Origin of the sequence: Pseudomonas marginalis, from assembly GCF_024169655.1 — a bacterium.
Taxonomy (GTDB): domain Bacteria; phylum Pseudomonadota; class Gammaproteobacteria; order Pseudomonadales; family Pseudomonadaceae; genus Aquipseudomonas; species Aquipseudomonas paraveronii.
On record NZ_JALJWV010000001.1, the window covers coordinates 1,864,508 to 1,890,579 of the forward strand.

Below are 26,072 nucleotides of genomic sequence, written 5' to 3' on the forward strand. Positions count from 1 at the left end.
GGCCTCGTCGCGAGCAAGCCCGCTCCCACATTTAGCCGCGTTATGCGGTGGAATGTGGAAGCGGGCTTGTTCGCGAATGCTATCTCACCGGCAACTCAATTCTTTCGGTTTCACCGGGAACCGTCGGCCAATCCCCCGCCGCCCAACGCTGCCTGGCCTGCTCGATCACGGCCGGATCGCTCGCCACAAAATTCCAGTTGATCCGGCGTGGCCCATCCAGCGGCGCGCCGCCGAACACCATCAGGTGACAATCGGTCTCGGCAGACAGAGTCATCTCCTGTCCGCTCGGCAACACCACCAGGCTGTGTGCCTCAAGCGGCTCACCGTCCAACTGCGCGTCACCCTCCAGCACGTACACCGCGCGTTCCTCATGCTCGTCTGGGATCAGCAGGGTGGTGGCCGTCTGCATCTGCACGTCGGCATACAGCGTGGGCGACAGGACCGGCACCGGTGATTTGAGGCAGAAGCCATTGCCCGCGATCAGGCGGATCTGCACGCCCAGGTTGTCACTGGCCGGCAAGCTAGCCGCCGGATGGTGGCTGTAGTGCCCTGGCCCGGTCTCGTGGTCCTTGGGTGAGGCGAGCCACACTTGCAGCCCATGCAGGCTGAATCCCTTGGCCTTGAGTGCTTCGGGCGTGCGTTCGACATGGGCAATCGCGCTGCCGGCAGTCATCCAGCTCACGTCGCCGGCCGCCACCAACTGGTCCGAACCGAGGCTGTCCTTGTGCTGCAAGGCGCCTTCAAACAGGTAGGTGAGGGTCGACAGGCCGATATGCGGGTGCTGGCGGATATTCATACCGCTGCCCGGCGCATAGCGGGTCGCCAGCATATGGTCGAAAAACACGAACGGCCCGACGCTGCGACATTCCCGCGATGGCAGCGGGCGCAGGATGGGCTGGCCTTCGACATCTTCGAGGCGAGGGCGGATCACGGTGAGGGTGGTCATGGTGCGTCCCTGTCGGAGCGGGTTGGATAGCCCAGAGCATAACCCGCTCGACCGGAGGTTGCCGCTATTGGCTGAAGGCACCTTCCGACAATTTCGTTTCGATACTCACCTCGGCGGAGGTCATCAGCTTGTGTATCGGGCAGCGGTCGGCGATGCGGTGCAGTTCGTCGCGTTGCTGATCGGTGAGCACGCCCTTGAGCGTCAGCTTGACGTTGAGCACGTACTTGCCCTTTTGCTCTTCGCTGTCGTCGTGGGTGACTTCCACGGTTACGCCGGTCAGCGGGATGCCCTTTCTCTGCGCATACAGCTTCAGGGTCAGGGCCTTGCATGACGCCAGGGCCGCATCGAAATAGTCATGGGGCGAGGGGGCGGAGTCGTCACCGCCCAGGCTTTTGGGCAGATCGGTGAACAGCTCGTGGTTATCGATGTTGAGGCTGTGGCGGAAGTTGTCGGCATTCAGGGTGTTGACGGTAACGGTCATGGCGAACCTCTCAAGCGTGGCAGGAAGAAAGTCATGCAGTTATAGAACATGCTGGCACTCAGGTGTTCCAGGATTTTTTCCAGGACGCGGCGGGCATTACTCCCGTCATCAAGCCCAAAAAAAACGCCCCGAACCAGTCGGGGCGTTTTCATCTGATCAAGCTGCGGGGCTTACTTGCCCTGCCAGCGTTTCAGCACCAGGGTGGCGTTAGTGCCACCGAAGCCGAAGCTGTTGCTCATCACGGTGTCGACTTTTACGTTTTCAACGGTCTTGGTCAGGATCGGCATATCGGCGACGACCGGGTCGATCTCTTCGATATTGGCCGAGCCGGCCATGAAGTTGCCTTCCATCATCAGCAGGCAGTAGATCGTTTCGTGAACGCCGGCGGCGCCCAGGGAGTGACCGGACAGGCTCTTGGTGGAGCTGATGGCGGGTGCCTTGTCGCCGAATACCGCGCGCACACCTTCCATTTCCTTGGCGTCGCCGACCGGAGTCGAGGTGCCGTGGGTGTTCAGGTAGTCGATCGGGGTATCCACGGTGGACAGGGCCATCTGCATGCAGCGGATGGCGCCTTCACCGCTTGGCGCAACCATGTCGTAGCCGTCGGAAGTGGCGCCGTAGCCGACGATTTCCGCGTAGATCTTCGCGCCACGGGCCAGAGCGTGTTCCAGCTCCTCGACCACCACCATGCCGCCGCCGCCGGCGATGACGAAACCGTCACGCTTGGCGTCGTAGGCGCGGGAGGCCTTTTCCGGGGTGTCGTTGTACTGGGTGGACAGGGCGCCCATGGCGTCGAACAGGAACGACTGGCTCCAATGTTCTTCTTCACCACCGCCAGCGAACACGATGTCCTGCTTGCCCAGCTGGATCTGCTCAACCGCGTTACCGATGCAGTGAGCACTGGTAGCGCAGGCGGAGGAGATCGAGTAGTTCACGCCCTTGATCTGGAACGGCGTGGCCAGGCAGGCGGAAACGGTGCTGCCCATGGTCCGTGTGACACGGTACGGGCCAACGCGCTTCACGCCTTTCTCGCGCAGGATGTCCAGCGCTTCCATCTGGTTCAGGGTGGACGCGCCGCCGGAGCCGGCGATCAGGCCGGTACGCACGTTCGAGACCTGATCGTGGCTCAGGCCGGAATCGGCGATGGCGTCCTTCATGGCCAGGTAGGCGTAGGCGGCAGCGTGGCCGACGAAGCGGTAGATCTTGCGATCTATCAATTCTTCGAGGGGCAGGTCGATGGAGCCGGAAACCTGGCTACGCAGACCCATTTCGGCATATTCCGGGTTGAAGCGGATGCCAGGGCGACTTGCACGCAGGTTAGCGGTGACGGTCTCTTTGTCATTGCCCAGGCAAGAAACGATGCCCAGACCAGTGATAACGACGCGGCGCATGCGGATAACCCTTAAAAGTTTTCAGTGGAAGTGAATACGCCGACCCGAAGGCCTTCGGCAGTATAGATCTCGCGACCGTCGACAGTCACCGAACCGTCGGCGATGGCCAGGTTCAGCTTGCCCTTGAGGACGCGCTTGATTTGAATGTTGTAGGTGACTTTCTTGGCGCTTGGCAGAACCTGGCCAAAGAACTTCACTTCGCCCGAACCCAGGGCGCGACCGCGGCCCGGCAAGCCTTGCCAGCCGAGGTAGAAGCCGACCAGTTGCCACATGGCGTCGAGGCCCAGGCAGCCCGGCATGACAGGGTCACCTTCAAAATGGCAGGCAAAGAACCACAGGTCCGGAGTGATATCCAGCTCGGCGACCAATTCACCTTTGCCGTACTTGCCACCCTCTTCGCTGATATGGGTGATGCGATCCACCATCAGCATGTTCGGGGCGGGCAGTTGCGCGTTACCTGGGCCGAACAGCTCACCGCGACTGCAGCGCAGCAGGTCTTCCCGAGTAAAGGCGTTTTGTTTGGTCATGCGAGCTCCTCAATAATCCCATGCGGCAGGGTAGGGCAAATCTTCCCGGTACCGACGACGCGTTCATGCCTCATATCGGCAGCCTACACATAGACTATTGCGTTGTAGTGAAAGTCACAGCGTCAAGGCACTCAATGTACACTTGTTCACTGAAATTATAAACCGGGCCTGTTTAGCGGTCCGTTCGGGTGCCTAAGACTGCCGCACTTTCGTCTTTCACGCCAGTCGCAGTTGGCTAATGGCGTGGCGCTATTGCACCCAGCGCTGCAGGATTTGCTGCAAATCCGTGCGTTTGAACGGCTTGGCCAGGTAATCGTTCATTCCGGCGGCCAGGCAGAGTTCGCGGTCACCCTGCAAGGCGTTGGCGGTGAGGGCGATGATCGGCAGGTCGGCACAGCCCGGCAGGTGGCGAATCTGCCGGGTGGCTTCGTAGCCGTCGATCAGCGGTAACCGGCAGTCCATCAGGATCGCGGTGAAAATCAGGCTCTCGGCGCTGCGGATAGCCTCGGCGCCGTCGGTGGCCAGGCTCACTTCAAAACCCAGGCTGCGCAGCATCGCTTCGACCACGGTACGGTTGACCGGGTTGTCTTCCACCAGCAACACATGCCGGCCATTGCCCGCGCTGGCTTTGCCTTCGGCGTTGGCGGCAATGGCCGGCACGCTGTGCTGGTCGATGGCCAGCGGGATTTCCAGGGTGAACACCGAACCACGGCCTTCTTCGCTCTGCGCGCGCAGGGTGCCGCCCATGCGTTCGGCCAGGGTCCGGGCGATGGGCAGGCCCAGGCCGGTGCCGCCGTAACGTCTTGAAATGGAACTGTCGGCCTGCTGGAAGGCATCGAACATCAGTTCCAGGCGCTCGGCGGAAATGCCAATGCCGCTGTCGCGCACGGTGCAGGTGAACCACACCAGTTCATGGTCGAGGGGTTGCCAATGGGGCTCGACGCTGACGCTGCCGTGCTCGGTAAACTTGAGCGCGTTGCCGATCAGGTTCACCAGAATCTGGCGGATACGCGTCGGGTCGCCCTTCACGCGCAACGTGTCCAGGCCCTGCGGGATCGGCAATTCAAGGCTCAGCCCGCGCTGCTGGGCGCTGTGCTGGAAGGCCTGGGCGCAGCTGTTGATCAGGTCCGCGAGGTTGAACGGAATGTGTTCCAGCTCCAGAGCGGCGCGTTCGATGCGCGAAAAGTCGAGGATGTCATTGATGACCTTGAGCAAATGCTCCGTGGACTCGGAGGCCAGCGCCGCATATTCGGTCTGCTCTTCGGTCATCTCGGTGGTTTCCAGCAGTTGCAGCATGCCCAGCACACCGTTCATCGGCGTGCGCAGCTCGTGGCTCATCATCGCCAGGAAATCCGACTTGGCGTTGTTCGCCCGCTCGGCTTCCTCGCGGGTCTGGATCAACTGGGCCATGGCCTGTTGCTGTTCGCGGCTGGCCTGGTTGAGGCCTTCGGCAAGGTTGTTGATGTGTCGCGAGAGGTCGCCGAGCTCCGAGTCATCGACAATCGGCAGCGGGGTCTTGTAGTCGCCTTGCTGGATCGCCTTGACCGCATGGCCCATGGCGCTGATCGGCTGCGACAGGCTGGCGGCCAGGCGCCGCGCGAGCAGGAAGGTAAACAGCAGGGCGAACAGCGCGAGCACGCCGGCCTTGAACAGAATCTCCTGCTGGCGCTGGCTGAAGGCATCGTTGGACATGCCGACGATCACCCGGCCCAGGTAGTCGGCACGCGGCGCCTTGGGTTCGTTGAGGTTGTCCTGGAAAAAATCATTGCCCAGTTGGATATGTTGCAGGCGGATCGGTGCCTGGAACACTTTGACCGACAGCGAACGGTCGTGATTTTCCGAGGGTTGCTCGACGTACACCAGAATGTTCTCGGCGCTGTCCTGAATCTCCAGAAAACGCACATGGGGCGTGGCCAGCGTCGCGCGCAGCAGGCTGTCGAGCACGTCGTTGTTGCCGGAGATCACCCCATATTCGGTGGCCGGTGCCAATTGGTTGGCGATCAGTTGGCCGGTGTGGTCCAGTTCCTGGCGCAGGTCCTGGATGCGCACGAAGGTGAAGAAGCTGATCAACAGCAACGTCAGTAACAGTGCCGGGCCCAGGGTGATGAGCTGGGTGCGGGTGTTGATGTCCCAACGACGACGCAAGGTCATGGGCGTTTTTCTCCTTCGGCCAGGCGGGCGGCGACGTTGGCTTCGTCGACCTGTTCGATGCCCAGTGAGCGTGCGACTTGCGGGTTGCCCATGACTTTGAAGTGTTCCGGGTACAACGTGCGCGGCCAGCCAGCGGGCGGGTGGTCGAGCAGGCGGTCGAGCACGGCCAGCCAGTCGGTCTGGTCGCTGTAGGTGCTGGCCAGGCTACCGGCCTTGACGAACCCGGCATTCGGCCCCACCAGCGGCAGTTGCCGGGCGTAACTGCTCAGCAGCAGGTTCTTCGCGGTTTTCGGGTTGTATAGCTGCGGGTCGTCAAGGCCGAGCAGCACATCGCTGTTTCTGAACAAATGCAGCAGTGGGCGGCTGTCGTTAGTGTCGTCCCAGCGTTGGGGCACGATCTCCAGGCCCATCGGCGCGGCGTACTGGCGCAACTCGCGGAGCAGGAACTCACTGTCGGCGCCGTAGAGCACGCCGATGCGCCTGGCCTGGGGCAGGATTGTGGCGATCAGCCGCAGTTGGCGCTCCAGCGGCGGGTCACTCCACAGCAGGCTGATTTTGGCCGGTACGCCCTGGCCCAGGCGCTGGCGTGCCTGCAGGCGGCTGATGCGCAACACCAGGGTCGACGGGCCTTGGGCATCCTGCAGGCGCCAGTCGAGGCTGGGCAGGTCCAGCAGGATCAGGCGCGTACCGGCGGGTAATTGGCTTGGGCCGGGTAGGTCGGTGAGCGGCGTGAAGGTCACGTGGTCGTCGGGGCGCTGCAGGGCAAGCGCCTGGACGAACGCCTGCACCCCGGCGCCGTCTTCGGCGGCGGTCAGCAGGATATCGGCGCTCCAGGCCGGTACGCTCAGCAGCAGGCACAGCAGCAGCAGGCCGCGTTGCCAGCGTCTGGGGAGAGAGAGGAGGATCGTCCGTGACTGATCGCCCATGTCAGAACTCTAACTCCGCGCTGAAGTAGAGCACTTGGCGATGGTCGTAGTTGTTGTCGGCCCAGGTGGTGGGCTGGTCATCCAGGCGTTGTTGCAACATGCCGGCCAGCTCCACGTTGGCTTTGCCCAAGGCGATGCGCTTGGCGACGCGCAGGTCGACCCGTTCGAAGCGATAGCGGTTAAGGGCGTCGTCGCCATAGTAGAACAAGGCGCTGGACCAGCCTTGCCCCCATTCGCGCAACCAGCCGGCTGAACCGCTGTTGCGTGCGGTTTGCGCCTTGTCCAGCGGGTTGGTGGAGCTGGCGTCGACGTAAGCATAGGTCAGCCGCAGGCGATCGGCGTTGCTCATGCGCCAGTCGAATTGGGATTCCGCGCCGGTAAAGCGCGAGCTGTTGGCGTTGCTGGCAATGTACTGATTGTTGCGCAGCGGCGAGCTGATCATGTCGGTGATTTCGTCGTAGAACAGTTTCACGTCCATGTTCAGCCCGATGTCGGCAAAAAAGCCGTTATAGCCCAATTCGCGGGATTTCATCAGCTCTTTATCGAGGTTGCCCGGGCCGCGTGTCGCGACGAAGTACTGTCCGGAATTTTGTCCGTAGGCCGGCGAGCTGAGGTTGGTGACGCGGTAGCTCCAGTTGACGTTGTTCTCGAACATGTCCGGCGAACGGATCGCTTCGGAGTACACCGCGCGCAGGCCGTGGCGCGGGTTGATCAGGTAGTTGACCGCCACCCGCGGCGTCAGCGAGTTGCCGCTCAGGTGGGTGTCTTCGTACATGGTGCCGCCCTGCAGCAACCAATGCTCGCTGGCGCGCCATTCAAGCTGGCCGAACAGGCGCCAGGTGGTGTCATCCAGGGTGCCGTTGAAATAGGTGTCGGAGTCGGCGCGGTCATAGCGATAGTTCATACCGCTGACCAGGCGCAAGCTGTCGGACAGGCTCAGGGTGTCCTGGACCTCCAGGTCGTAGCGGCTTTCGCGGGTGCTTTGGTCGATGTCGCCGCACACCGGGTCTTTACCGCCATTGCCCCATTGCTTCAGCACTTGCTCGGCTAGTGCCTGCTCGGCGCTACTGCCGGGCGGCGGTTTGTCTGGGGTGTAAGCGTCCATGTGCCGGGCCAATCGCTCGGCGTAATTGGGGTTGAGCTGCCACAGTCGGGTCAGTTCCGGGCTGAACGACACCTTGGCATCACAGGCTTTCCAGATCTGCCGGCGGTCCCATTGTTGGGCCGAGCCCTGGATATACAGGCTGTGTTCGGGATTGAAATCGAAATTCCAACGCAGGGAACCGGCATAGTCCTTGGCGGCGACGTCGGAATTGTTGCCGCCTTCGGTAATCCCGGCGAATACCGGCGCGTAGGTATAAGGACGCTGATTGGTCCCTTCCTTGGCATTCAGTTGCCAGTCGATGCTCTGTTGCGCGTTCAGCGTCTGGCTCACCGCCAGACTGAAGCGGTTGAGACGCCGACCGTCACGGCGGTCGGCGCCCACCGCGTCGTTGTCAAAGCCATCATCCTGCTGCCCGGACATCGACAGGCGCAGGTCGCCGGTTTCCCAGCCCACGCCCTGGCTGGCATAAAAATCATTGATCCCGCGCTCGCCGCGTACCACTTTTATCCTTGAGCCGTGGCTGTTAGCCGGTGACCGCGTGAGGATATTCACCACCGCCATCAACGCGTTGGCGCCGTAGCTGACGGTGTTGGGCCCGCGAAACACTTCGATCCGCTCGATATCTTCCATGGCCACGGGAATATCACTCCAGTCCACCGTGGCCAGGCCGGCACGGTAAACCGAGCGGCCATCGATCAAAACCTGCATGCGTCGCGCATCACTGGCATTGGTGCCGTGGTAGTTCACTGCCGCCTGATTGCCGCTGGTGTAGCCGACCATCATGCCCGGCACCAGCCGCAGCAGCTCGGCGATGTCGCGTGCGCCGCTGGCCTTGATCAGTTCGCTGTCGATCACGGTCATGCTGCCGGGCACGGCGGCGGCCGATTGTTTGAGGCGTGTGGCGGTCAGCACCTGCGGCAGCGGTTGGTTGTCGAGGAACAGGTCGTCGGCGAGCGCCGCACCGCTGCACAGCAACATCAACCACAGAGATGAACGGGGAGTAGGGCCCAAATACACGACACGGCCTTGATAATTACGAATAGCCGACCATGTTAACCGAGGCTGGGCCATTTGCCAGTCGTTGTCCTTGCAATTCCCCCGCGCCGGTATGGCATTTTCCGACAGGCATGTGAATTGATACGAGGGCTGGCCGCAAGCGGGGGGCTCCGTATAATGCTGCCATCGCCACTGGTATGGATTAACGGATTGCATATGACTGAACAGCGCCCTATTGCGGTCCTGGGAGGCGGAAGTTTTGGTACCGCCGTGGCTAACCTGCTGGCTGAGAACGGTCATCCGGTGCGCCAGTGGATGCGCGATCCCGAACAGGCCGAGGCCATTCGCGTCCATCGAGAAAACCCGCGCTACCTTAAAGGCATCAAGATTCATCCGGCGGTCGAGCCGGTCACCGACTTGCAGGCGACCCTGGAGGCCTGCGAGCTGTGTTTCGTCGCGCTGCCTTCCAGTGCCTTGCGCTCGGTGCTCGCGCCCCACGCCGAACGCCTGGCGGGCAAGCTGCTGGTCAGTTTGACCAAGGGCATCGAGGCGCACACCTTTAAGCTGATGAGCGAAATCCTCGCAGAGATCGCCCCGCAGGCGCGCATCGGCGTGCTGTCCGGGCCGAATCTGGCGCGGGAAGTGGCCGAACATGCACTGACCGCCACTGTGATCGCCAGTGAAGACGAAGCCCTGTGCGAGCGGGTCCAGGCCGTGCTGCATGGCCGTACCTTTCGCGTGTACGCCAGTGGCGATCGCTTCGGCGTCGAGCTGGGCGGTGCGCTGAAAAACGTCTACGCGATCATTGCCGGCATGGCGGTGGCGTTGGGCATGGGCGAGAACACCAAGAGCATGCTGATCACCCGCGCCCTGGCGGAAATGACCCGCTTTGCGGTGAATCAGGGTGCCAACCCGATGACCTTCCTGGGGTTGGCGGGCGTGGGCGACCTGATCGTCACCTGCTCGTCGCCGAAAAGCCGCAACTATCAGGTCGGTTTTGCCCTCGGCCAGGGCTTGAGCCTGGAAGACGCGGTGACGCGCCTGGGCGAAGTGGCCGAGGGGGTCAATACCCTCAAGGTGCTCAAAGCCAAGTCCCAGGAGGCGGGTGTGTACATGCCGCTGGTCGCCGGGCTGCATGCGATCCTGTTTGAAGGGCGCACCCTGAACCAGGTCATCGAATTGCTGATGCGCGCCGAGCCGAAAACCGATGTCGACTTTATTTCCACCAGTGGTTTCAACTGAGGAACGCGTCATGAACGATCCGAAAGCAGCCCCCAAGTACGAGTCCATTGTCCTGCGCATCCTGTGGATGCTGGTGTTTGCCCTGGTGTGGCAAGTGGCGCAGTTCCTGCTCGGTGCGCTGGTGGTGGTGCAACTGATTTACCGGCTGGTCTACGGCGCGCCGAACCTGGGCCTGATGAATTTTGGCGACAGCCTCAGCCAGTTTTTCGCGCAGATCGGCCGCTTCGGCAGCTTTCACACTGAGCAAAAGCCCTGGCCATTCGCCGACTGGCCGACGCCGCGTGCGCCGGACGGCGAAGCCGCCCACAGCGTGCCGCCGGCACCGCACCCGGTACGTGATGAAGAGCCAAAACTGTGAAACTGTGGATTTTGCGCCACGGCGAAGCCGAAGGGCACGCCCGCACCGATGCTGAGCGCAAGCTGACCGAGCAGGGCCGGGCCGAAGTCTTGCGCAGCGCGGCGCACCTGATCGGCCAGCCCGTCAGCGCGATCATTGCCAGCCCGTATGTACGGGCGCAGCAGACCGCGCAGCTGGTGCGTGAGGCGCTGGGCTTCGCGTCGGACATCCGCACCGTGCCCTGGCTGACGCCGGACTGCAACCCGCAGCAGGTGCTGGAGAAACTCGACACGGATGACAATGTGCTGCTGGTTAGCCATCAGCCGCTGGTCGGCAGCCTGATCAGCTTTTTGCAGCATGGCCATCAGCGTCAGCCGTCGCCGATGTACACCGCCAGCCTGGCGGAGTTGGAGGGGGAATTCCCGTTGGCGGGGCTGATGAGCCTGGTCAGCGTGAAGCATCCGTAGGCACTTTCGCTGCTTTGTGTGTGCTATATAGTCAACCGAGCAAGTGCTTGGTTGGCTATCATCGGATCACAAAGGAGCGCGTCCCATGCCCGTCGCTTTTCGTTTGCCGTTGCAGGTCTTCTTCGAACGTGAAGCGCGGCATCCGCGCAAACCCTTCCTGGTGCAGCCTGTCGGCGGCGGCGAGGTGCAGACCCTGACCTGGGGCGAGGTCGGCCACCAGGCCCGCTGCGCCGCCCACTGGCTGCGCGCCAGGGAACTGCCCCAGCGTTCGCACATTGCCCTGATCTCGAAAAACTGCGCGCACTGGATCATTGCCGACCTGGCCATCTGGATGGCCGGGCATGTCTCGGTGCCGCTCTATCCCAACCTCACCGCCGATTCCGTCGCCCATGTGCTGAAGCACTCCGAGGCGGTGCTGGTATTGATCGGCAAGCTCGATGACTGGCCCGCCATGGCGCCCGGGGTTCCAGCCGACGTGCCAACCATCAGCCTGCCGCTGTGCCCGGCGGGCGACTTCGATTTCAGTTGGGCCGACCTGCAAGCCTATTCACCGATCCAGGATGAGCCGCGACCTGCCGCTTCGGACCTGGCCACCATCCTCTACACCTCCGGCACCACCGGTCTGCCCAAAGGCGTGATGCACAGCTTTGATGCCTTGGGCTTTGCCGCCACGCGAGGCACCGAATTGTTCGGCCTGGGGGAGGACGACCGGCTGCTGTCGTACCTGCCCTTGTGCCATGTGGCGGAGCGGATGTTTGTGGAGATGGCTGCGATCTATACCGGGCAAACCGTGTATTTCGCCGAAAGCCTCGAGACTTTTCTGGCGGACCTGCGTCGGGCGCGTCCGACGGCGCTGTTCGGGGTGCCGCGTATCTGGACTAAATTCCAGATGGGCGTCTACAGCAAGATCCCGGCAAAACGCCTGGACCGCCTGTTGCGGCTGCCTTTCATCGGCAAGCGCGTGGGCCGCAAGGTGCTCGCCGGTCTGGGCCTGGACGCGGTACGCATTGCGCTGTCCGGTGCGGCGCCGGTGCCTGAGGCCTTGCTGCGCTGGTATCAGCGTCTGGGGCTGGATGTGCTGGAGGTGTATGGCATGACCGAGAGTTGCGGCTATTCCCATGTGTGTCGTCCCGGCCAGCAGACGATCGGCTGGATCGGCCTGCCGTGTCCGGGCGTTGAAGTGCGCATCGACCCGCAGGGCGAAGTGCAGGTGCGCAGTGGCGCGACCATGCTCGGCTACTTCAAGGACCCGGAAAAAACCGCCGAAACCCTCACCCCCGACGGCTTCCTGCGCACCGGCGACAAGGGCGAGCAGGACGCCGAGGGCCGGCTGCGCCTGACTGGGCGCCTCAAGGAGATCTTCAAGACCAGCAAGGGCAAGTACGTGGCCCCGGCGCCGATTGAAAACCGCCTGGCCGAACATGCGCGGATCGAACAGGTGTGTGTGGTCGGCGACGGCCTGCCCGCGCCGATGGGCCTGTGCGTGCTGTCGGCGGTGGGGCCGGCGGATGTGCGCCAGGCTTTGCACAGTAGCCTTGAGCGCTGGCTGGAACAGGTCAACGCGGCGCTGGACAAGCATGAGCAACTGCGTCAATTGGTGGTGGTGAAAGACAGTTGGGCGGTGGAGAACGGCTTTCTGACGCCGACCTTGAAGATCAAGCGCAACGTGATCGAATCGACCTACGGCCCGCAGTTTCAGGTGTGGAGCGAGCGCACCGAAGTCATTCTGTGGCAGGATTAGGGCCATCATAAAACCAATAGGACAACGGTATGAGCCTGTGGCGCACCCAACCCGATATCGAGCAACTCAACGCCCAGCAGAAAAACACCATCGGTGAGCTGCTGGATATTCGCTTCGAAAGTTTCGACGACGAGTCCCTGACCGCCAGCATGGTCGTCGATCACCGTACCCATCAGCCCTACGGCCTGCTGCACGGCGGCGCGTCGGTAGTCCTGGCCGAAAGCGTTGGTTCAGTGGCGGCCTACCTGTGCATCGATACGAGCAAGTTCTATTGCGTCGGCCTGGAGGTCAACGCCAACCACTTGCGCGGGGTGCGCAGCGGGCGGGTGACGGCGGTGGCCAAGGCGATTCATATCGGCCGCACCACCCAGGTGTGGGACATCCGCCTGACCAATGATGATGGCAAGTCCAGCTGCGTCTCGCGCCTGACCGTGGCCGTGGTGCCCCTGGGCGAGAACCCGCCGGCGCGATAGGTGTGGCGTGAGTGTCATCATTCCTGGCGGTTACGGTCATTGCTGTAACGGCCAGGCGTGGTGACAATCAGTGTCTGTTTTTATAGATGGAACCGGTATGTCGCAGCACGTGTTTTTTGCCCACGCCAATGGCTTCCCTTCGGCCACCTACGGCAAGTTGTTTGCCGGCCTGGCCCCGGAATATGCAGTCGCGCACCTGCCGCAGCACGGCCACGACCCCAGGTTTCCGGTGGACGACAACTGGCAGAACCTGGTGGACGAACTGATCCACCATCTGGAGCAGCAGCCCGAGCCGGTGTGGGGCGTGGGCCATTCCCTCGGCGGCGTATTGCATTTGCACGCGGCCATGCGCTGCCCGCAGTTGTATCGCGGCGTGGTGATGCTCGACTCGCCGGTGCTGACCCGGGCCGACCGCTGGGTGATCCGCGCCGCCAAGCGCTTTGGTTTTATCGACCGCCTCACCCCGGCCGGGCGCACCCTGGGCCGCCGTGAAGAGTTCGCCGACCTGGACGCCGCGCGCAGTTACTTCGCCGGCAAGACCCTGTTTCGCGGCTTCGATCCGGAATGCTTCGACGCTTACCTGCAACATGGCCTGCATCAGGTCGGCGATCGCCTGCGCCTGCGCTTCGACCCGGCCACTGAGATCAGCATCTACCGGGGCGTGCCCCACACCAGTCCAGGCCAGGTGCGCCAGTTGAAAGTGCCGCTGGCGGTGGTGCGCGGGCGCCAGAGCCGGGTGGTGATGCGTCACCACGCCAGCGGCGTCGGTCGCCTGCCCATGGGGGAAATGCTCACCATGCCCGGCGGGCACATGTTCCCCCTCGAACGCCCCCAGGACACTGCGACCTTGCTCAAGCAACTGTTCGCCCGCTGGGAAGCTCGTGAGCGCAGTTGCGCATGAGTACGCCGGTCGAAGAAGTGCGCCTGAGCTTGCCGCATATCGAATTGGCCGCGCATCTGTTCGGTCCCGAAGACGGCCTGCCGGTGATTGCCCTGCATGGCTGGCTGGATAACGCCAACAGCTTCGCGCGGTTGGCGCCGAAACTGCAGGGGATGCGTATCGTCGCCCTCGACATGGCCGGCCACGGGCATTCGGCGCATCGTCCGACGGGGGCCGGTTATGCGTTGTGGGATTACGTCCACGATGTGCTGCACGTCGCTGAACAACTGGGCTGGAAACGTTTTGCATTACTTGGTCACTCCCTCGGCGCCATCGTCTCCCTGGTATTGGCCGGTGCCTTGCCGGAGCGGGTGACGCACCTGGGTTTGATCGACGGTGTGATCCCGCCGACCGCCACCGGCGAGAACGCCGCCGAGCGGCTGGGCATGGCGTTGCAGGCGCAAATGAACCTGCAGGGCAAGCGCAAGCCGGTCTACAGCAGCCTTGATCGCGCCGTCGAAGCGCGGATGAAAGGGCTGGTGGCCGTCAGCCGCGAAGCCGCTGAACTGCTGGCCCAGCGCGGTTTGATGCCAGTGCCGGGCGGTTACACCTGGCGCACGGACAGCCGCTTGACCCTGGCATCGCCGATGCGTCTGACCGACGAACAAGCCATGGCTTTCGTGCGCCGCGTAGGTTGCCCTACACAGCTGGTGGTCGCCGCTGACGGCATGCTGGCGAGGCATCCCGAGTTGCTTTCCCAGCTACCCTTTACGGTGACGACCCTGCCCGGTGGCCATCATTTGCACTTGAATGACGAGGCTGGCGCGGTCCTTGTTGCAGACTGTTTCAATCGGTTCTTCTCTGCGCCTTGACTTGACGCGGTCAACTGCCGAGGCTGGGCGGATTGAAAGGGAGTCAACCATGAACGATCTCAACACCGATCTTGAAACTGCTGCGACCTCCGATGGCCAGGGCTCAACTATCCGATGAGCGTGCGTAAAGGCTGTATCCGTGTCCTGGGCCTGTGTGTGTTCAGCCCGTTGGTGTTCGCCGCCGACGTGCCGGGTAGCCAGGACTTGCCTGCCGTGGCCCGCCAGGTCGACGCGCAAATCGTCGATTACCGCCCCGCCGAAGCAAAAGAGCGCATTTACCCCATGGGCGCGGTCCGCAAGATCAGCGGCCAGTTGCGCTACGAGGCCCAGGCCACCACGCGCGGCCAGGCCACTGCCATCACCTATGAACTGCCCGCCGAGCACACATCCAGCGCTGCGTTCACCGCCACGCGTGAAGCGTTGCAGCAGCAGGGCGCGCAACTGTTGTTCTGGTGCCAGGCCCGCGACTGCGGTGAAAGCAGCCTGTGGGCCAATGAAGTGTTCGGTAACGCCAAGCTGGTCGGCGCCGATGGCCAGCAGGAATACCTGCTGCTGCGTCTGGCCGCCCCGCAGGACAATTCCCTGGTGGCGTTGTACGGCATCACCCGCGGCAATCGCCGGGCTTACCTGCATGTCGAACAGATCGATGCCAGCGCACCGCTCGGGGAGCTGCTGCCGACCTCCGCCACGCTGTTGCGCGAACTCAAAAGCACCGGCGAGCTGGACTTTCCGGCATTGGGCGCGGACCCGGATGCCACCTGGTTGACCCTGATTTCCCGCGGGTTGAACCTCGACACCACCCTGCGTGTCAGTTTGACCGGCCCTCATGCCGAAGCGTGGCGCCAGGCCCTGGTTGACAAGGGCGTGCGGGCCGCACGCCTGGAAACCGGCACTGAGCCAGCCAAAGGCCTGCACCTGCATCTGATACGCTGACCGTAACAGGGCGAACGGACCCGCGCCGTTCGCCTAAACTAGCTGCCTACAGCCTTATCCTAGAGAAAATCCATGCTCAATAACGATCGCCTGCTGGTGCAAATCCTGCTGCTGGTGCTGTTTGGTGCCAGCTTCTGGGTGATGGCGCCGTTCTGGTCGGCGCTGTTCTGGGGCGCGGTGCTGGCGTTTGCCAGTTGGCCGCTGATGGTGTTGCTGACCCGCTGGTTGGGCGGCCGTGAATCCCTGGCCGCCGGCATTCTGACCTTGGGCTGGATGCTGCTGGTGGCGGTGCCGCTGGTATGGCTGGGGTTCAACCTCGCGGACCATGTGCGCGATGCGGTGGCGTTGATCAAGGATATTCAGGTCGACGGTTTGCCTGCGGCGCCGGCCTGGTTGGGGTCGATTCCCTTTGTTGGAGAACGGCTGGTGGCGATGTGGGGCAGTATCGACGAGCAGGGCGCGGCGCTGATGGTCAGCCTCAAACCGTACCTGGGGCAGGTGGGTAATTGGCTGCTGGCGCGCAGCGCGCAGATCGGCGGCGGCATCCTCGAACTGACCCTCAGCCTGGTGTTCGTATTCTTTTTCTATCGCGACGGGCCGCGCCTGGCGATGTTCGTACACCGCCTGCTGGAGCGCTTGATCGGCGACCGTGCCGGTTACTACATCGAGCTGGTGGCCGGCACCGTGCAACGGGTGGTCAATGGCGTGATTGGTACGGCGGCGGCCCAGGCCGTACTGGCGCTGATCGGCTTCCTGATCGCCGGTGTGCCGGGCGCGCTGGTGTTGGGTATTGTCACTTTCCTGCTCAGCCTGATCCCCATGGGGCCGCCACTGGTGTGGATTCCGGCCACGGCCTGGCTGGCGTGGAAGGGCGATTACAGCCACGCGGTGTTCCTCGGCGTGTGGGGCACGTTCATCATCAGCGGCGTGGACAACGTGCTCAAGCCGTACCTGATCAGTCGTGGCGGCAACCTGCCGCTGGTGATCGTGCTGCTCGGGGTGTTCGGCGGCTTGATCGCGTTTGGTTTCATCGGCCTGTTTATCGGCCCGACCTTGCTCGCGGTGGCATACAGCCTGCTGATGGATTGGAGTGCGACCCAGGCCCAGGCCCAGGGCCGCCGCGAAGACAAGCCGCTGTAGCTGATTGGCGACGGCCGGTGTGGGGGCGAGCAAACCCGCGCCCACATTGACTGGCATTGGCCTTCAGGCGCGGGGCAACCACATCACCGCGGTCAACCCGCCGCCAGGGGTTTCCTCCAGGCTCAAGCGCCCGCCCAGGCGCTCCACCGCGTCCTTGGCGATGGTCATGCCCAGGCCCACGCCGCCGGAGTTGCGGTTGCGCGAGCCTTCCAGCCGATAGAACGGCTCGAATACCGCCTCGCGCTTGTCGGCGGCAATCCCGGGGCCGTGGTCGATCACACGGACGACCAGGGCCTCGCGGCCGTCTTCCAGCTCCACGCGGGCGGCGCCGGCGTAGCGCAAGGCGTTGTCGATCAGGTTATTGAGGCACGAGCGCAACGCCATCGGTTGTACCTGCAACGGCGCACTGGTACCGGCACATTGCACATCCGCACCTTGGTCCTGGGCGTTCTCACTGATCGACTCGACCAGCGCCTGCACATCCAGCCAGTGTCGGCTTTCGCTGGTGCGTTGTTCGTGCAGGTAGCTCAAGGTGGCGTCGAGCATGCCGATCATGTCGTTCAGGTCCTGGCGCATCTGGCCTTGCAGCTTGGTGTCTTCGATCTGCTCCAGGCGCAGCTTGAGGCGCGACAGCGGGGTGCGCAGGTCATGGGAGACCGCGCCGAGCATGCGCGCGCGCTGGCCGACTTGTTCGCGAATGCGTTTTTGCATCAGGTTGAAGGTCGACGCGGCCTGCCGTGCTTCGCGGGGGCCGGATTCGTCGAGGGGCGGGCTGTCGAGGTCCAGGCTCAAGCGCTCGGCGGCCTCACTCAGGCGCTGGATCGGCCGGCTCAACAGTTTGGCGCCATACCAGGCGGCGATGATCAGCGAGAAAAACTGAAACGTTAGCGGCACCACTGGTCCGCCAAACCGCGGGCGAGGACGTATATGCAGGGGCTTCATCGTACCGTCCGGTTGCTCGACGAAGGTTTCCTGGGGCGGCGGAGGCGGCGGGCCGTAGTGGACGTACCAGAAAAATGCCAGCGCATGGGCCAGTACAATCGCCACCAGCAACACACCGAACAGCCGCCCGAACAGCGTGTTGAAGGCGTTGCGCATCAGCCGATATCCCGTGCGTCGAACAGATAGCCTTCACCGCGCACGGTCTTGATCAACTGCGGTGCTTTCGGATCATCGCCCAGCTTCTGGCGCAGGCGCGAGACCAGCAGATCAATGCTGCGATCAAAGGCCTCGATGGAACGACCGCGGGCAGCATCCAGCAACTGTTCGCGGCTCAATACCCGGCGCGGACGCTCGATAAACACCCACAGCAGGCGGAACTCGGCGTTGGACAGCGGCACCACCAGGCCATCGTCGGCCACCAGTTGGCGCAACACGCTGTTGAGCCGCCAGTTATCGAAGCGGATATTGGCGCGCTGCTCGGTGCGGTCATCGCGCACCCGACGCAGGATGGTCTGGATGCGCGCCACCAATTCACGCGGCTCGAACGGCTTGGACATGTAGTCGTCGGCGCCCAGTTCCAGGCCGATGATGCGGTCGGTGGGCTCGCAGCGGGCGGTGAGCATCAGGATCGGGATGTCCGACTCGGCGCGCAGCCAGCGGCACAGCGTCAGGCCGTCTTCGCCCGGCAGCATCAGGTCGAGCACCACCACATCAAAGGTTTCGGCTTGCATCGCCACGCGCATCGCGGCGCCGTCGGTGACGCCGGTGGCGAGAATATTGAAGCGTGCCAGGTAGTCGATCAGCAGTTCGCGGATCGGCACATCGTCGTCGACAATCAGCGCGCGGGTGTTCCAGCGCTTTTCATCGGCGCTCACTGCACCTTTGGGCTCGTCGTTCAGCGGGACGGAAGGGATATGCATAGTGCGATCATCTGCCTGGTGGTGGCGGTCAGCATAGGCGCCCAGCCACATGGCTGGAAGTGCTGGTCGGTGGGTCGTGCGGGCGAGGCTAGCGGTAGGGCGTGTTGGGGGCATGTCGTGAATGTATCTGTTTTGATACAAATAGCTGAAATGTCCGCTTGAGCGCGCTTGGTCAGTATTTACCGATCATCGGATCCCGCAACGGCGTCGCTTGCGCTACAATCCGCGCCGATTTCGACTTGCCTGAGAGCCCATTCCAATGTCCGTCTGCCAGACTCCTATCATCGTCGCCCTGGATTACCCCACCCGTGACGCCGCACTGAAGCTGGCTGACCAGTTGGACCCGAAGCTGTGCCGGGTCAAGGTCGGCAAGGAACTGTTCACCAGTTGCGCGGCTGACATCGTCGGCACCCTGCGTGACAAAGGCTTCGAAGTGTTCCTCGACCTGAAATTCCACGACATCCCCAACACCACCGCGATGGCAGTCAAGGCCGCCGCCGAGATGGGCGTGTGGATGGTCAATGTACACTGCTCCGGCGGCCTGCGCATGATGACCGCCTGCCGTGAAGTGCTGGAACAGCGCAGCGGCCCTAAACCCTTGCTGATCGGTGTGACCGTGCTGACCAGCATGGAGCGCGAGGACCTGGCCGCGATCGGCCTGGATATCGAACCGCAGGAGCAAGTGCTGCGCCTGGCGGCCCTGGCGCAGAAAGCCGGCCTCGACGGCCTGGTCTGTTCGGCGCTGGAAGCCCGGGCCCTCAAGACCGCCCACCCGTCGCTGCAATTGGTCACCCCGGGGATTCGCCCGGCGGGCAGCGCCCAGGATGACCAGCGCCGTATCCTCACGCCGCGTCAGGCGTTGGACGCGGGCTCGGACTACCTGGTGATCGGTCGCCCGATCAGCCAGGCGGCCGATCCAGCCAAAGCGTTGGCCGCGGTCGTCGCCGAAATCGCCTGATCGATCACCGATCAACAATGTGGGAGGGGGCTTGCTCCCACATTTACATCTGCTGTGTATCAGCTGACTTTCAGTACCAGCTTGCCGAAGTTCTCCCCGTTGAACAGCTTCATCAACGTCTCTGGGAACGTCTCCAGCCCCTCCACGATATCTTCCTTGCTCTTGAGCTTGCCCTGCGCCATCCAGCCGGCCATTTCCTGCCCGGCGGCGGCAAAGTTCGCCGCGTGATCCATCACCACGAAGCCTTCCATGCGTGCGCGATTGACCAGCAATGACAGGTAGTTGGCCGGGCCTTTTACGGCTTCCTTGTTGTTGTACTGGCTGATCGCGCCGCAGATCACCACGCGGGCTTTCAACGCCAGGCGGCTGAGCACTGCGTCGAGAATGTCGCCGCCGACGTTATCGAAATACACATCCACGCCCTTGGGGCACTCGCGCTTGAGTGCGGCGGGCAGGTCGTCGTGTTTGTAATCGATGGCGGCGTCGAAGCCCAGTTCATCGACCAGGAACTTGCACTTGTCGGCGCCACCGGCAATGCCCACCACGCGGCAGCCTTTGATCTTGGCGATCTGTCCGGCAATGCTGCCCACCGCCCCCGCTGCGCCGGAGATCACCACGGTGTCACCGGCTTTCGGTGCGCCGGTGTCGAGCAGCGCGAAATAGGCGGTCATGCCGGTCATGCCCAGCGCCGATAGGTAGCGCGGCAGGGGCGCAAGCGTGGGGTCGACCTTGTAGAAACCACGCGGCTCGCCGAGGAAGTAGTCCTGCACCCCCAGGGCACCGTTCACGTAGTCGCCGACGGCGAATTTCGGGGTGTTCGAGGCGATCACTTTGCCCACGCCCAGCGCCCGCATCACTTCGCCGATGCCGACCGGCGGAATGTAGGATTTGCCCTCATTCATCCAGCCGCGCATCGCCGGGTCGAGGGACAGGTATTCGTTGCGCACCAGTACCTGGCCGTCCTGTGGGGTGCCCAGCGGCACTTCCTGGTAGGTGAAGGTCTCCCGCGTGGCCGCGCCGACCGGGCGTTTGGCGAGCAGGAACTGGCGGTTGGTCTGGGCAGTCATGGCAAGGACTCTTGAGAAATGAAGCCTGATTGATAGACCCATACTGGCGTGCGGGCAAGGTCGGCCGAGGGCTGCGAATGCTCGTCGATAGGCCTCGATGATAGTGACGCAGGCGGTCTTATCATTGTGATTCATGCAGCGCTAACCGGTCTTCTGATAGTGCTGACGCGCGCGTCCCGGGGTTGGCTAGACTCGCGCCACGGCTATTTCTCCCATAGGACATCCCCATGAGCATGACGTTTTCCGGCCAGGTCGCCCTGGTCACCGGCGCCGCCGCCGGTATTGGCCGCGCCACCGCGCAGGCGTTTGCCGCCGAAGGTTTGAAGGTAGTGGTTGCCGACCTCGACGTGGCGGGCGGCGAAGGCACTGTCGCGCTGATCCGCGAGGCCGGTGGCGAAGCGCAGTTCGTGCGCTGCAACGTCACGCTGGAAGCCGACGTGCAGCAATTGATGGCGCAGACCATCGCCACGTATGGCCGCCTGGACTACGCCTTCAACAACGCCGGGATCGAGATCGAGAAAGGCAAGCTGGCGGACGGCACCCTCGATGAGTTCGACGCGATCATGGGCGTCAACGTCAAGGGCGTGTGGTTGTGCATGAAATACCAATTACCGTTGCTGCTGGCCCAGGGTGGCGGAGCGATCGTCAACACCGCGTCGGTGGCGGGGCTGGGCGCCGCGCCAAAGATGAGCATCTACGCCGCGTCCAAACACGCTGTGATCGGCTTGACCAAATCGGCGGCCATCGAATACGCGAAAAAGAAAATCCGCGTTAACGCGGTATGCCCGGCAGTGATCGATACCGACATGTTCCGTCGTGCCTATGAAGCTGACCCGCGCAAAGCTGAATTTGCCGCCGCCATGCACCCGGTTGGGCGCATTGGCAAGGTCGAGGAAATCGCCAGTGCCGTGTTGTACCTGTGCAGCGACGGTGCGGCTTTCACCACCGGCCAGGCTCTGGCGGTGGACGGCGGCGCCACCGCGATCTAGGACTCCAAGCCGCACCGCTCTCGAAAAAGTTTGAGGTGCTGTGGGGCGTTTCCATAGCTGGCAAAACGCCGTGATCCAATGTGTATCAGGAGGTAAATAAGTCAATAAAATCAATACTTTAGTAACTGTTGGTGGCCTGTTTTGGCGGGCTTCTGTGCTTAACTGTTTTGGGTTGAATAACAGATAGTTAAGTGAGTGGCTCATGGATTTAGGGATCGATCGACAAGCCCTTGTACCGGTGGTGCAGCAAATCGTCAGCGCGGTGGCGGAATGGATTCGCAAGAGCGGGGTCAGCCCCGGCACACGCTTGCCGTCCATCCGCCAACTGGCCCTCGACAACCTGCTCAGCCAGTCCAGCGTGATCGAGGCATTCGAGCGCATGGAGGCCCAAGGCCTGCTGACCTCGAAGCAGGGCTCTGGGTTTATGGTGGCGCAGCCGCCGGTGACTCAGGAACGCCACTGGTATGAAGGCGCGGAGCGAGAGTGGGGCGCTTTTACCGACAGCCCGGTGGGCGAGTTGAAATTGGGCTGCGGCTGGTTGCCGGACGCCTGGCGCGAAAGCGATGACATCAGCTACGCGATCCGCGAAGTCAGCCGCACCGATACCGAGGGCCTGTTCAACTACAGCACGCCACTGGGGCTGCCGGCGCTGCGCGAGCAATTGCTCAAGCGCCTGACCCGGATTCACGTGGTCACCAGCCTCGACCGCATCCTCACCACCCATGGCGCCAGCCACGCTCAGGACCTGTTGATCCGCACGTTGCTCAAGGCCGGCGACACCGTGGTCGTAGAAACCCCTGGTTATGGCAACCTGTTTCGTCAGTTGGCCTTCCACGGCGTCACGCTGCTGGAAGTACCGCGCACCCAGGGCGGCCCGGATATCCCGGCGCTGGAAGTTCTGCTGCGCCGTCATCGTCCCAAGTGCCTGTTTATCAGCAGCCTGTATCACAACCCCACCGGCACCAGCCTGTGCCGCAAAGTGGCCGAACGTTTGCTGGAGCTGGCGCACAGCGAAGACTTTCTGATTATCGAAGAAGATGTCTACGCCGACCTGCAACACGCCAGTTGCACGCGACTGTCGGCGCTGCCCCATGAAGATCGGGTGATCTATGTCTCGAGTTTCTCCAAGACCCTCAGCAGTGCCTTGCGCGTCGGCTACCTCAGCGCCAGTTCGCCGATCATTGCGCAATTGGTACACCTCAAGACCCTCACCGGCATCGGCACCTCGCGTTTTGCCGAAGCGGTGATGGCCACGTTGCTGGCCAACGGCACCTATCGCAAATGGGTGCAGCGCCTGCGCAAACGTCTGAACACGCAAATGGCCGCGACCTTGCAGGTATTGGAGGATGAGGAATGGCAGGTGTTCGCCGTGCCCGCCGGGGGCATGTTTGTCTGGGCACGGCCCTGCGTGGGCGACCGTTCGCGGTTGCAGGCGTATGCACGGCAACTGGGTGTGCTGATGTCACCGGGGGCGCTGTTCAGCCCTACGGGTGAACACAGTGAGTGGCAGCGCATCAATGTGGCCTATGCTGCTGATCAGCGGGCCCTGGCGTTGTTCCGCGCTACGGGGCCTGCCAGATCGACCTCGACCATTCTGAAAACGACGAGAGTGTAGCTTTTTGCCATTATTGTGGCGCCAACGACTTGTGTTCAGTGCCTCGTGGTTGCGAATCTCGCTGCTGGGAAACCGGGCTTGATGGCATCCGCCATTGCAAGAGGATTCAAGCGCATGATTTCGGCCGTGCAACGACGTTTCGCCAACCTCGGTATGGCGAAAAAACTGGGTTTGGGCTTCAGTCTGGTGCTGCTGTTGACTGCGTTGGTGGCAGCGATCGGCGTGTGGTCCCTGCAAACCGTTGGCCTGCGTTTCGAGGGCCTCAAGACCATGTCTGCGCTCAACAGCGGGCTGCTCAAGGTGCGTTTGATCGAGCAGGACTACGCGCTGCACGCCGACCCCAAGTCCGTCGACGCCCTACATGAGCGTGTCGACGCCTTGGCTGCCCTGGCCGGCAGCCTCAAGGCCGGGTCCGCGGCCAACGTGCCGCTGATGACCGAGGTCGAGCAGGCCTTGGCCGCTTACCGCAAGGCGTTCGATGAGTTCGTCGAACTGACCCAGACCAAGGACCTGGCGCTGGAAATGGCCAGTTGGTCGGTGTCCAGCGTGGCCAATAACCTCGATGTGTTGCAGGCCGGTCTGGCCGACGATGGCGCCTATGGCCTAAAGGAAAGCCAGGGCAAGGAGGGCGCCGAGTTTATCGAGCAGGCGGGGCAGGTCAGCCAGGTTTCACGGTTGATGTTGCAAGCCATGAACGAAGCCCATGTGCGCCTTGATCAGAGCCGCAAAGGCGAGGATGACAGCGCCGAACAAGGCAAAATCGAACAGGCCGAGCAGGCGCTGGCCCAGGTCGAGCTATTGAAAACTTCGGTCAAGGACTCCGGTTACCAGACGGTGCTCAATGAGGTCGCCGGGCATATCGCCGCGTTCAGCGAAAAACTCGGCGAATACACCGGCCTGCTGGCCCAGGAAAAAGTGGTCTACAAACAATTGCATGATCGCGCCGACCAAGTGGTCAGTCAGGTCGACCAGGCGTATGCCGCTGAAGACCAGTCGATGCAAGCACAACTGAAGGAAAGCGCGCTGCTGATCATCGGCTCGTCGGCCCTGGCGCTGTTGATGGGGTTGATTGCCGCGTGGGTGATTACCCGGTTGATCGTCGCACCGCTGCGCCGTGTGATCGCGGTGGCCCAGCAGATTGCGGCCGGCGACTTGAGCGGGCGCATGGAAGTCAGCCGCCGCGATGAAATCGGCCAGTTGATGCAGGCGATGCAACAGATGGGCAGCGGTTTGAGCCAAATGGTCAGCGGGCTGCAAGCGGGTATCGAGCAATTGGCCAGTTCGGCCCATTCGCTGTCCAGCGTCACCGAGCAGACCAACATCGAGGTCAGCAGCCAGAAGGAAGAAACCGAACAGGTTGCCACGGCGATGAACCAGATGACCGCCACGGTCCATGATGTGGCGCGCAACGCCGAAGAGGCTGCACAAGCGGCGCAGACCGCCGATGACAAAGTCGACAGCGGCCAGCAGGTGGTGCGCCAGAGTTTGCAGCGCATCGAATTGCTGGCCACCTCCAGTACCCGCGCCAGTGCCAGCATCGAAAGCCTCAGCGTCGAAATCCAGAACATCGGCAGCGTGTTGAGCGTCATCAAAAGCGTGGCCGAACAGACCAACCTGCTGGCACTCAACGCGGCCATCGAGGCCGCGCGCGCCGGTGAGCAAGGCCGTGGTTTTGCGGTGGTGGCCGATGAAGTGCGGGCGCTGGCCAAGCGCACCCAGCAATCGACCGAGGAAATCGAACGCCTGGTCGGCACCTTGCGCAGCGCGGCGCAATCGTCGGTGCAGCAGATCCAGCAGAGCGGCGAGTTGGTGAAGCTGGCCGTCAGTGATGCGCTGGAAACCGAAAGCGCCCTGGGCAGCATTGCGGTCGCGGTGTCATTGATCCAACAGATGAATCAGCAGATTGCGGCGGCGGCCGAGCAGCAGAGCTCGGTGGCCGAAGAGATCAACCGCAGCGTCACCAGCATTCGGGCGAGTGCCGATCAATCGGCGTTGAGCATGCAAGGCAATGCCGCGTCGAGTATTGAACTGGCGCAGTTGGGCGCGGAACTCAAGGGCATGGTGGGGCACTTCCGCCTTTGATCGCCGCTGGCAGGCCGCGATCAAAGGGCAGGGGGCAATCAGGCATGGTTGGCGAGGAAGGTCAGCAGCGCTTCATTGACGAAGTCCGGGTTCTCGCGACTGGAGATATGCCCGGCGTCGGGAATCAGGCTCAGGCTGCAGCCGATCAGGCTGGCCATCTGCTCGGATTCGGCGGGCGGGCGCGGTGTGTCCTGTTCGCCGCACAGCACCAGGGTGGTGTCGGCGTCCAGGCGTGACAACTGCTCCAATGCATCTTCACGGCTGAAGATCAGCCGGCCCAGGGGCACGATGCTGTCTAGCAGGCGCGCCGCGGGGTAGTCCTGCAAGACCTTGCGGAAATTTTGGTACAGCGCCGATTCGCGGTCGATGCCCGGGCGGAAAAAGATCGGCGCGACCCCATCCAGCAGCGGCTCCGGGATAGCGCCGGCGTCTTCAATCATCTTGAACAGCGAGAAGTAGTGCTGGCGCGTGGCCTCGGGCTCGGCGCCGAGGTAGGTGTCCATCAGCACCAGGCTGTTGACCCGCTCGGGTGCCCACAGGGCCAGGCGCGCGCCCCACATGCCGCCGACCGACAAGCCCACCAGGTTGACCCGGGTAATGTGTAACTGGTCGAGCAGTGCCAGGGCCTGGCGCGCCAGGTCGTCCAGGGATCGCGTGTATGTCGGCAGCGGCCCGGACTCGCCATGGCCCCATAGCTCGGGGACGATCACGCGATACTGGTGCGACAGCGCTTCGATCTGCGGTGCCCACATGTCGCGGTCCCACAGGTAACTCGAACCCAGCAGGACGACCGGGCCGCAGCCCTGGTCAACATAGTGCAGCGGTTGTCCATCAATCACGGCGACAGGCATAACAGGCCTCCAACTTCACGAAGTGAGGGACACTTTTGTA

Annotated in this window: 24 protein-coding genes and 1 pseudogene; 14 read left to right on the plus strand and 11 right to left on the minus strand. The window is 62.9% G+C overall.

The window, feature by feature from the left end:
* Positions 1-79 precede the first annotated feature (79 nt).
* From J2Y83_RS08450 to J2Y83_RS08480, 7 genes are all read right to left on the minus strand, one after another.
* Positions 80-946, minus strand: a complete 867-nt coding sequence (locus J2Y83_RS08450) for a pirin family protein (RefSeq protein ID WP_253394440.1) — start codon at positions 944-946, stop codon at positions 80-82.
* A 64-nt stretch (positions 947-1,010) separates the two neighbouring features.
* The gene (locus J2Y83_RS08455) at positions 1,011-1,427 is read right to left on the minus strand and encodes an OsmC family protein (protein WP_253394441.1); all 417 of its coding nucleotides are present in this window, start codon (positions 1,425-1,427) and stop codon (positions 1,011-1,013) included.
* Between the two features lie 170 nt (positions 1,428-1,597).
* A complete protein-coding gene (gene fabB / locus J2Y83_RS08460; RefSeq protein ID WP_253394442.1) occupies positions 1,598-2,818 on the minus strand; it encodes a beta-ketoacyl-ACP synthase I in 1,221 nt (406 codons plus the stop codon).
* An 11-nt stretch (positions 2,819-2,829) separates the two neighbouring features.
* On the minus strand, positions 2,830-3,345 hold the full coding sequence (fabA, locus tag J2Y83_RS08465) for a 3-hydroxyacyl-[acyl-carrier-protein] dehydratase FabA (RefSeq protein ID WP_247396474.1): 516 nt from the start codon (positions 3,343-3,345) through the stop codon (positions 2,830-2,832).
* A 249-nt stretch (positions 3,346-3,594) separates the two neighbouring features.
* Positions 3,595-5,496 carry an ATP-binding protein gene (locus tag J2Y83_RS08470; protein WP_253394443.1) on the minus strand — a complete coding sequence of 634 codons (1,902 nt, stop codon included), beginning with the start codon at positions 5,494-5,496 and terminating at the stop codon, positions 3,595-3,597.
* Entirely contained in the window at positions 5,493-6,422 is a 930-nt protein-coding gene (locus J2Y83_RS08475) for an ABC transporter substrate-binding protein (RefSeq protein ID WP_253394444.1), read from the minus strand. Before J2Y83_RS08475 ends, J2Y83_RS08470 begins: the two co-directional genes overlap by 4 nt.
* A gap of 1 nt (position 6,423) precedes the next feature.
* The gene (locus J2Y83_RS08480) at positions 6,424-8,544 is read right to left on the minus strand and encodes a TonB-dependent receptor plug domain-containing protein (protein WP_367399735.1); all 2,121 of its coding nucleotides are present in this window, start codon (positions 8,542-8,544) and stop codon (positions 6,424-6,426) included.
* Positions 8,545-8,739: 195 nt separating this feature from the next.
* On the opposite strand from J2Y83_RS08480, the gene J2Y83_RS08485 reads away from it, so the two are divergent.
* The 9 genes from J2Y83_RS08485 (at position 8,740) to J2Y83_RS08525 (ending at position 16,608) form a co-directional block, all read left to right on the plus strand.
* Positions 8,740-9,765 carry an NAD(P)H-dependent glycerol-3-phosphate dehydrogenase gene (locus J2Y83_RS08485; RefSeq protein ID WP_247396483.1) on the plus strand — a complete coding sequence of 342 codons (1,026 nt, stop codon included), beginning with the start codon at positions 8,740-8,742 and terminating at the stop codon, positions 9,763-9,765.
* A gap of 10 nt (positions 9,766-9,775) precedes the next feature.
* Entirely contained in the window at positions 9,776-10,123 is a 348-nt protein-coding gene (locus J2Y83_RS08490; protein ID WP_253394447.1) for a DUF4389 domain-containing protein, read from the plus strand.
* On the plus strand, positions 10,120-10,569 hold the full coding sequence (sixA, locus tag J2Y83_RS08495; protein WP_253394449.1) for a phosphohistidine phosphatase SixA: 450 nt from the start codon (positions 10,120-10,122) through the stop codon (positions 10,567-10,569). The genes J2Y83_RS08490 and sixA overlap by 4 nt, the downstream gene beginning before the upstream one ends.
* 85 nt (positions 10,570-10,654) lie before the next feature.
* Positions 10,655-12,310 (plus strand): AMP-binding protein, encoded by a 1,656-nt coding sequence (locus J2Y83_RS08500; RefSeq protein ID WP_253394452.1) that lies wholly within the window; start codon positions 10,655-10,657, stop codon positions 12,308-12,310.
* A gap of 29 nt (positions 12,311-12,339) precedes the next feature.
* On the plus strand, positions 12,340-12,783 hold the full coding sequence (locus J2Y83_RS08505; RefSeq protein ID WP_253394454.1) for a hotdog fold thioesterase: 444 nt from the start codon (positions 12,340-12,342) through the stop codon (positions 12,781-12,783).
* A 97-nt stretch (positions 12,784-12,880) separates the two neighbouring features.
* The gene (locus J2Y83_RS08510; RefSeq protein WP_253394455.1) at positions 12,881-13,684 is read left to right on the plus strand and encodes an alpha/beta fold hydrolase; all 804 of its coding nucleotides are present in this window, start codon (positions 12,881-12,883) and stop codon (positions 13,682-13,684) included.
* On the plus strand, positions 13,681-14,535 hold the full coding sequence (locus J2Y83_RS08515; RefSeq protein WP_253394456.1) for an alpha/beta hydrolase: 855 nt from the start codon (positions 13,681-13,683) through the stop codon (positions 14,533-14,535). Before J2Y83_RS08510 ends, J2Y83_RS08515 begins: the two co-directional genes overlap by 4 nt.
* A gap of 114 nt (positions 14,536-14,649) precedes the next feature.
* On the plus strand, positions 14,650-15,468 hold the full coding sequence (locus tag J2Y83_RS08520) for a DUF4892 domain-containing protein (RefSeq protein WP_253394457.1): 819 nt from the start codon (positions 14,650-14,652) through the stop codon (positions 15,466-15,468).
* A 72-nt stretch (positions 15,469-15,540) separates the two neighbouring features.
* The gene (locus tag J2Y83_RS08525; RefSeq protein ID WP_253394458.1) at positions 15,541-16,608 is read left to right on the plus strand and encodes an AI-2E family transporter; all 1,068 of its coding nucleotides are present in this window, start codon (positions 15,541-15,543) and stop codon (positions 16,606-16,608) included.
* A gap of 63 nt (positions 16,609-16,671) precedes the next feature.
* Here J2Y83_RS08525 and J2Y83_RS08530 read toward each other — a convergent pair whose 3' ends face one another.
* Both J2Y83_RS08530 and J2Y83_RS08535 read right to left on the minus strand, forming a co-directional pair.
* A complete protein-coding gene (locus tag J2Y83_RS08530; protein WP_253394459.1) occupies positions 16,672-17,706 on the minus strand; it encodes a sensor histidine kinase in 1,035 nt (344 codons plus the stop codon).
* A complete protein-coding gene (locus tag J2Y83_RS08535; protein WP_253394460.1) occupies positions 17,706-18,470 on the minus strand; it encodes a response regulator in 765 nt (254 codons plus the stop codon). The genes J2Y83_RS08530 and J2Y83_RS08535 overlap by 1 nt, the downstream gene beginning before the upstream one ends.
* A gap of 259 nt (positions 18,471-18,729) precedes the next feature.
* Here J2Y83_RS08535 and pyrF point away from each other — a divergent pair, with 259 nt between their 5' ends.
* On the plus strand, positions 18,730-19,428 hold the full coding sequence (pyrF, locus tag J2Y83_RS08540) for an orotidine-5'-phosphate decarboxylase (RefSeq protein WP_253394462.1): 699 nt from the start codon (positions 18,730-18,732) through the stop codon (positions 19,426-19,428).
* A gap of 59 nt (positions 19,429-19,487) precedes the next feature.
* On the opposite strand, the gene J2Y83_RS08545 is transcribed toward pyrF, so the two are convergent.
* Positions 19,488-20,495 carry an NADP-dependent oxidoreductase gene (locus J2Y83_RS08545; RefSeq protein ID WP_253394464.1) on the minus strand — a complete coding sequence of 336 codons (1,008 nt, stop codon included), beginning with the start codon at positions 20,493-20,495 and terminating at the stop codon, positions 19,488-19,490.
* Between the two features lie 227 nt (positions 20,496-20,722).
* Between J2Y83_RS08545 and J2Y83_RS08550 the strand changes: the two genes are divergently transcribed.
* The 4 genes and pseudogenes from J2Y83_RS08550 (at position 20,723) to J2Y83_RS29795 (ending at position 25,181) form a co-directional block, all read left to right on the plus strand.
* Positions 20,723-21,484, plus strand: a complete 762-nt coding sequence (locus J2Y83_RS08550) for an SDR family oxidoreductase (RefSeq protein WP_253394466.1) — start codon at positions 20,723-20,725, stop codon at positions 21,482-21,484.
* A gap of 202 nt (positions 21,485-21,686) precedes the next feature.
* Positions 21,687-23,099 carry a PLP-dependent aminotransferase family protein gene (locus tag J2Y83_RS08555; RefSeq protein WP_253394468.1) on the plus strand — a complete coding sequence of 471 codons (1,413 nt, stop codon included), beginning with the start codon at positions 21,687-21,689 and terminating at the stop codon, positions 23,097-23,099.
* A 1,059-nt stretch (positions 23,100-24,158) separates the two neighbouring features.
* Positions 24,159-24,320, plus strand: a pseudogene (locus tag J2Y83_RS29790) (HAMP domain-containing protein); the annotation flags it as partial.
* Between the two features lie 18 nt (positions 24,321-24,338).
* A complete protein-coding gene (locus tag J2Y83_RS29795) occupies positions 24,339-25,181 on the plus strand; it encodes a methyl-accepting chemotaxis protein (RefSeq protein ID WP_425262846.1) in 843 nt (280 codons plus the stop codon).
* A 38-nt stretch (positions 25,182-25,219) separates the two neighbouring features.
* Here the strand turns inward: J2Y83_RS29795 and J2Y83_RS08565 are convergent, their stop codons facing one another.
* Positions 25,220-26,032: an alpha/beta fold hydrolase gene (locus tag J2Y83_RS08565; RefSeq protein ID WP_253394473.1), complete on the minus strand. Its 813-nt coding sequence runs from the start codon at positions 26,030-26,032 to the stop codon at positions 25,220-25,222.
* Positions 26,033-26,072: the final 40 nt, after the last annotated feature.

Excerpts from the sequence above, each read along its gene's own strand:
- J2Y83_RS08475 (WP_253394444.1), bottom strand. The coding sequence starts at position 6,422 with ATGGGCGATCAGTCACGGACGATCCTCCTCTCTCTCCCCAGACGCTGG.
- J2Y83_RS08555 (WP_253394468.1), top strand. The coding sequence starts at position 21,687 with ATGGATTTAGGGATCGATCGACAAGCCCTTGTACCGGTGGTGCAGCAA.
- J2Y83_RS08500 (WP_253394452.1), top strand. The coding sequence starts at position 10,655 with ATGCCCGTCGCTTTTCGTTTGCCGTTGCAGGTCTTCTTCGAACGTGAA.
- J2Y83_RS08520 (WP_253394457.1), top strand. The coding sequence starts at position 14,650 with ATGAGCGTGCGTAAAGGCTGTATCCGTGTCCTGGGCCTGTGTGTGTTC.
- J2Y83_RS08490 (WP_253394447.1), top strand. The coding sequence starts at position 9,776 with ATGAACGATCCGAAAGCAGCCCCCAAGTACGAGTCCATTGTCCTGCGC.
- fabB (WP_253394442.1), bottom strand. The coding sequence starts at position 2,818 with ATGCGCCGCGTCGTTATCACTGGTCTGGGCATCGTTTCTTGCCTGGGC.
- J2Y83_RS08545 (WP_253394464.1), bottom strand. The coding sequence starts at position 20,495 with ATGACTGCCCAGACCAACCGCCAGTTCCTGCTCGCCAAACGCCCGGTC.
- pyrF (WP_253394462.1), top strand. The coding sequence starts at position 18,730 with ATGTCCGTCTGCCAGACTCCTATCATCGTCGCCCTGGATTACCCCACC.
- J2Y83_RS08525 (WP_253394458.1), top strand. The coding sequence starts at position 15,541 with ATGCTCAATAACGATCGCCTGCTGGTGCAAATCCTGCTGCTGGTGCTG.
- J2Y83_RS08550 (WP_253394466.1), top strand. The coding sequence starts at position 20,723 with ATGAGCATGACGTTTTCCGGCCAGGTCGCCCTGGTCACCGGCGCCGCC.
- J2Y83_RS08450 (WP_253394440.1), bottom strand. The coding sequence starts at position 946 with ATGACCACCCTCACCGTGATCCGCCCTCGCCTCGAAGATGTCGAAGGC.
- J2Y83_RS08530 (WP_253394459.1), bottom strand. The coding sequence starts at position 17,706 with ATGCGCAACGCCTTCAACACGCTGTTCGGGCGGCTGTTCGGTGTGTTG.
- J2Y83_RS08505 (WP_253394454.1), top strand. The coding sequence starts at position 12,340 with ATGAGCCTGTGGCGCACCCAACCCGATATCGAGCAACTCAACGCCCAG.
- J2Y83_RS08510 (WP_253394455.1), top strand. The coding sequence starts at position 12,881 with ATGTCGCAGCACGTGTTTTTTGCCCACGCCAATGGCTTCCCTTCGGCC.
- J2Y83_RS08535 (WP_253394460.1), bottom strand. The coding sequence starts at position 18,470 with ATGCATATCCCTTCCGTCCCGCTGAACGACGAGCCCAAAGGTGCAGTG.
- J2Y83_RS08455 (WP_253394441.1), bottom strand. The coding sequence starts at position 1,427 with ATGACCGTTACCGTCAACACCCTGAATGCCGACAACTTCCGCCACAGC.
- J2Y83_RS08470 (WP_253394443.1), bottom strand. The coding sequence starts at position 5,496 with ATGACCTTGCGTCGTCGTTGGGACATCAACACCCGCACCCAGCTCATC.
- fabA (WP_247396474.1), bottom strand. The coding sequence starts at position 3,345 with ATGACCAAACAAAACGCCTTTACTCGGGAAGACCTGCTGCGCTGCAGT.
- J2Y83_RS29795 (WP_425262846.1), top strand. The coding sequence starts at position 24,339 with ATGGTCAGCGGGCTGCAAGCGGGTATCGAGCAATTGGCCAGTTCGGCC.
- J2Y83_RS08515 (WP_253394456.1), top strand. The coding sequence starts at position 13,681 with ATGAGTACGCCGGTCGAAGAAGTGCGCCTGAGCTTGCCGCATATCGAA.
- J2Y83_RS08565 (WP_253394473.1), bottom strand. The coding sequence starts at position 26,032 with ATGCCTGTCGCCGTGATTGATGGACAACCGCTGCACTATGTTGACCAG.
- J2Y83_RS08485 (WP_247396483.1), top strand. The coding sequence starts at position 8,740 with ATGACTGAACAGCGCCCTATTGCGGTCCTGGGAGGCGGAAGTTTTGGT.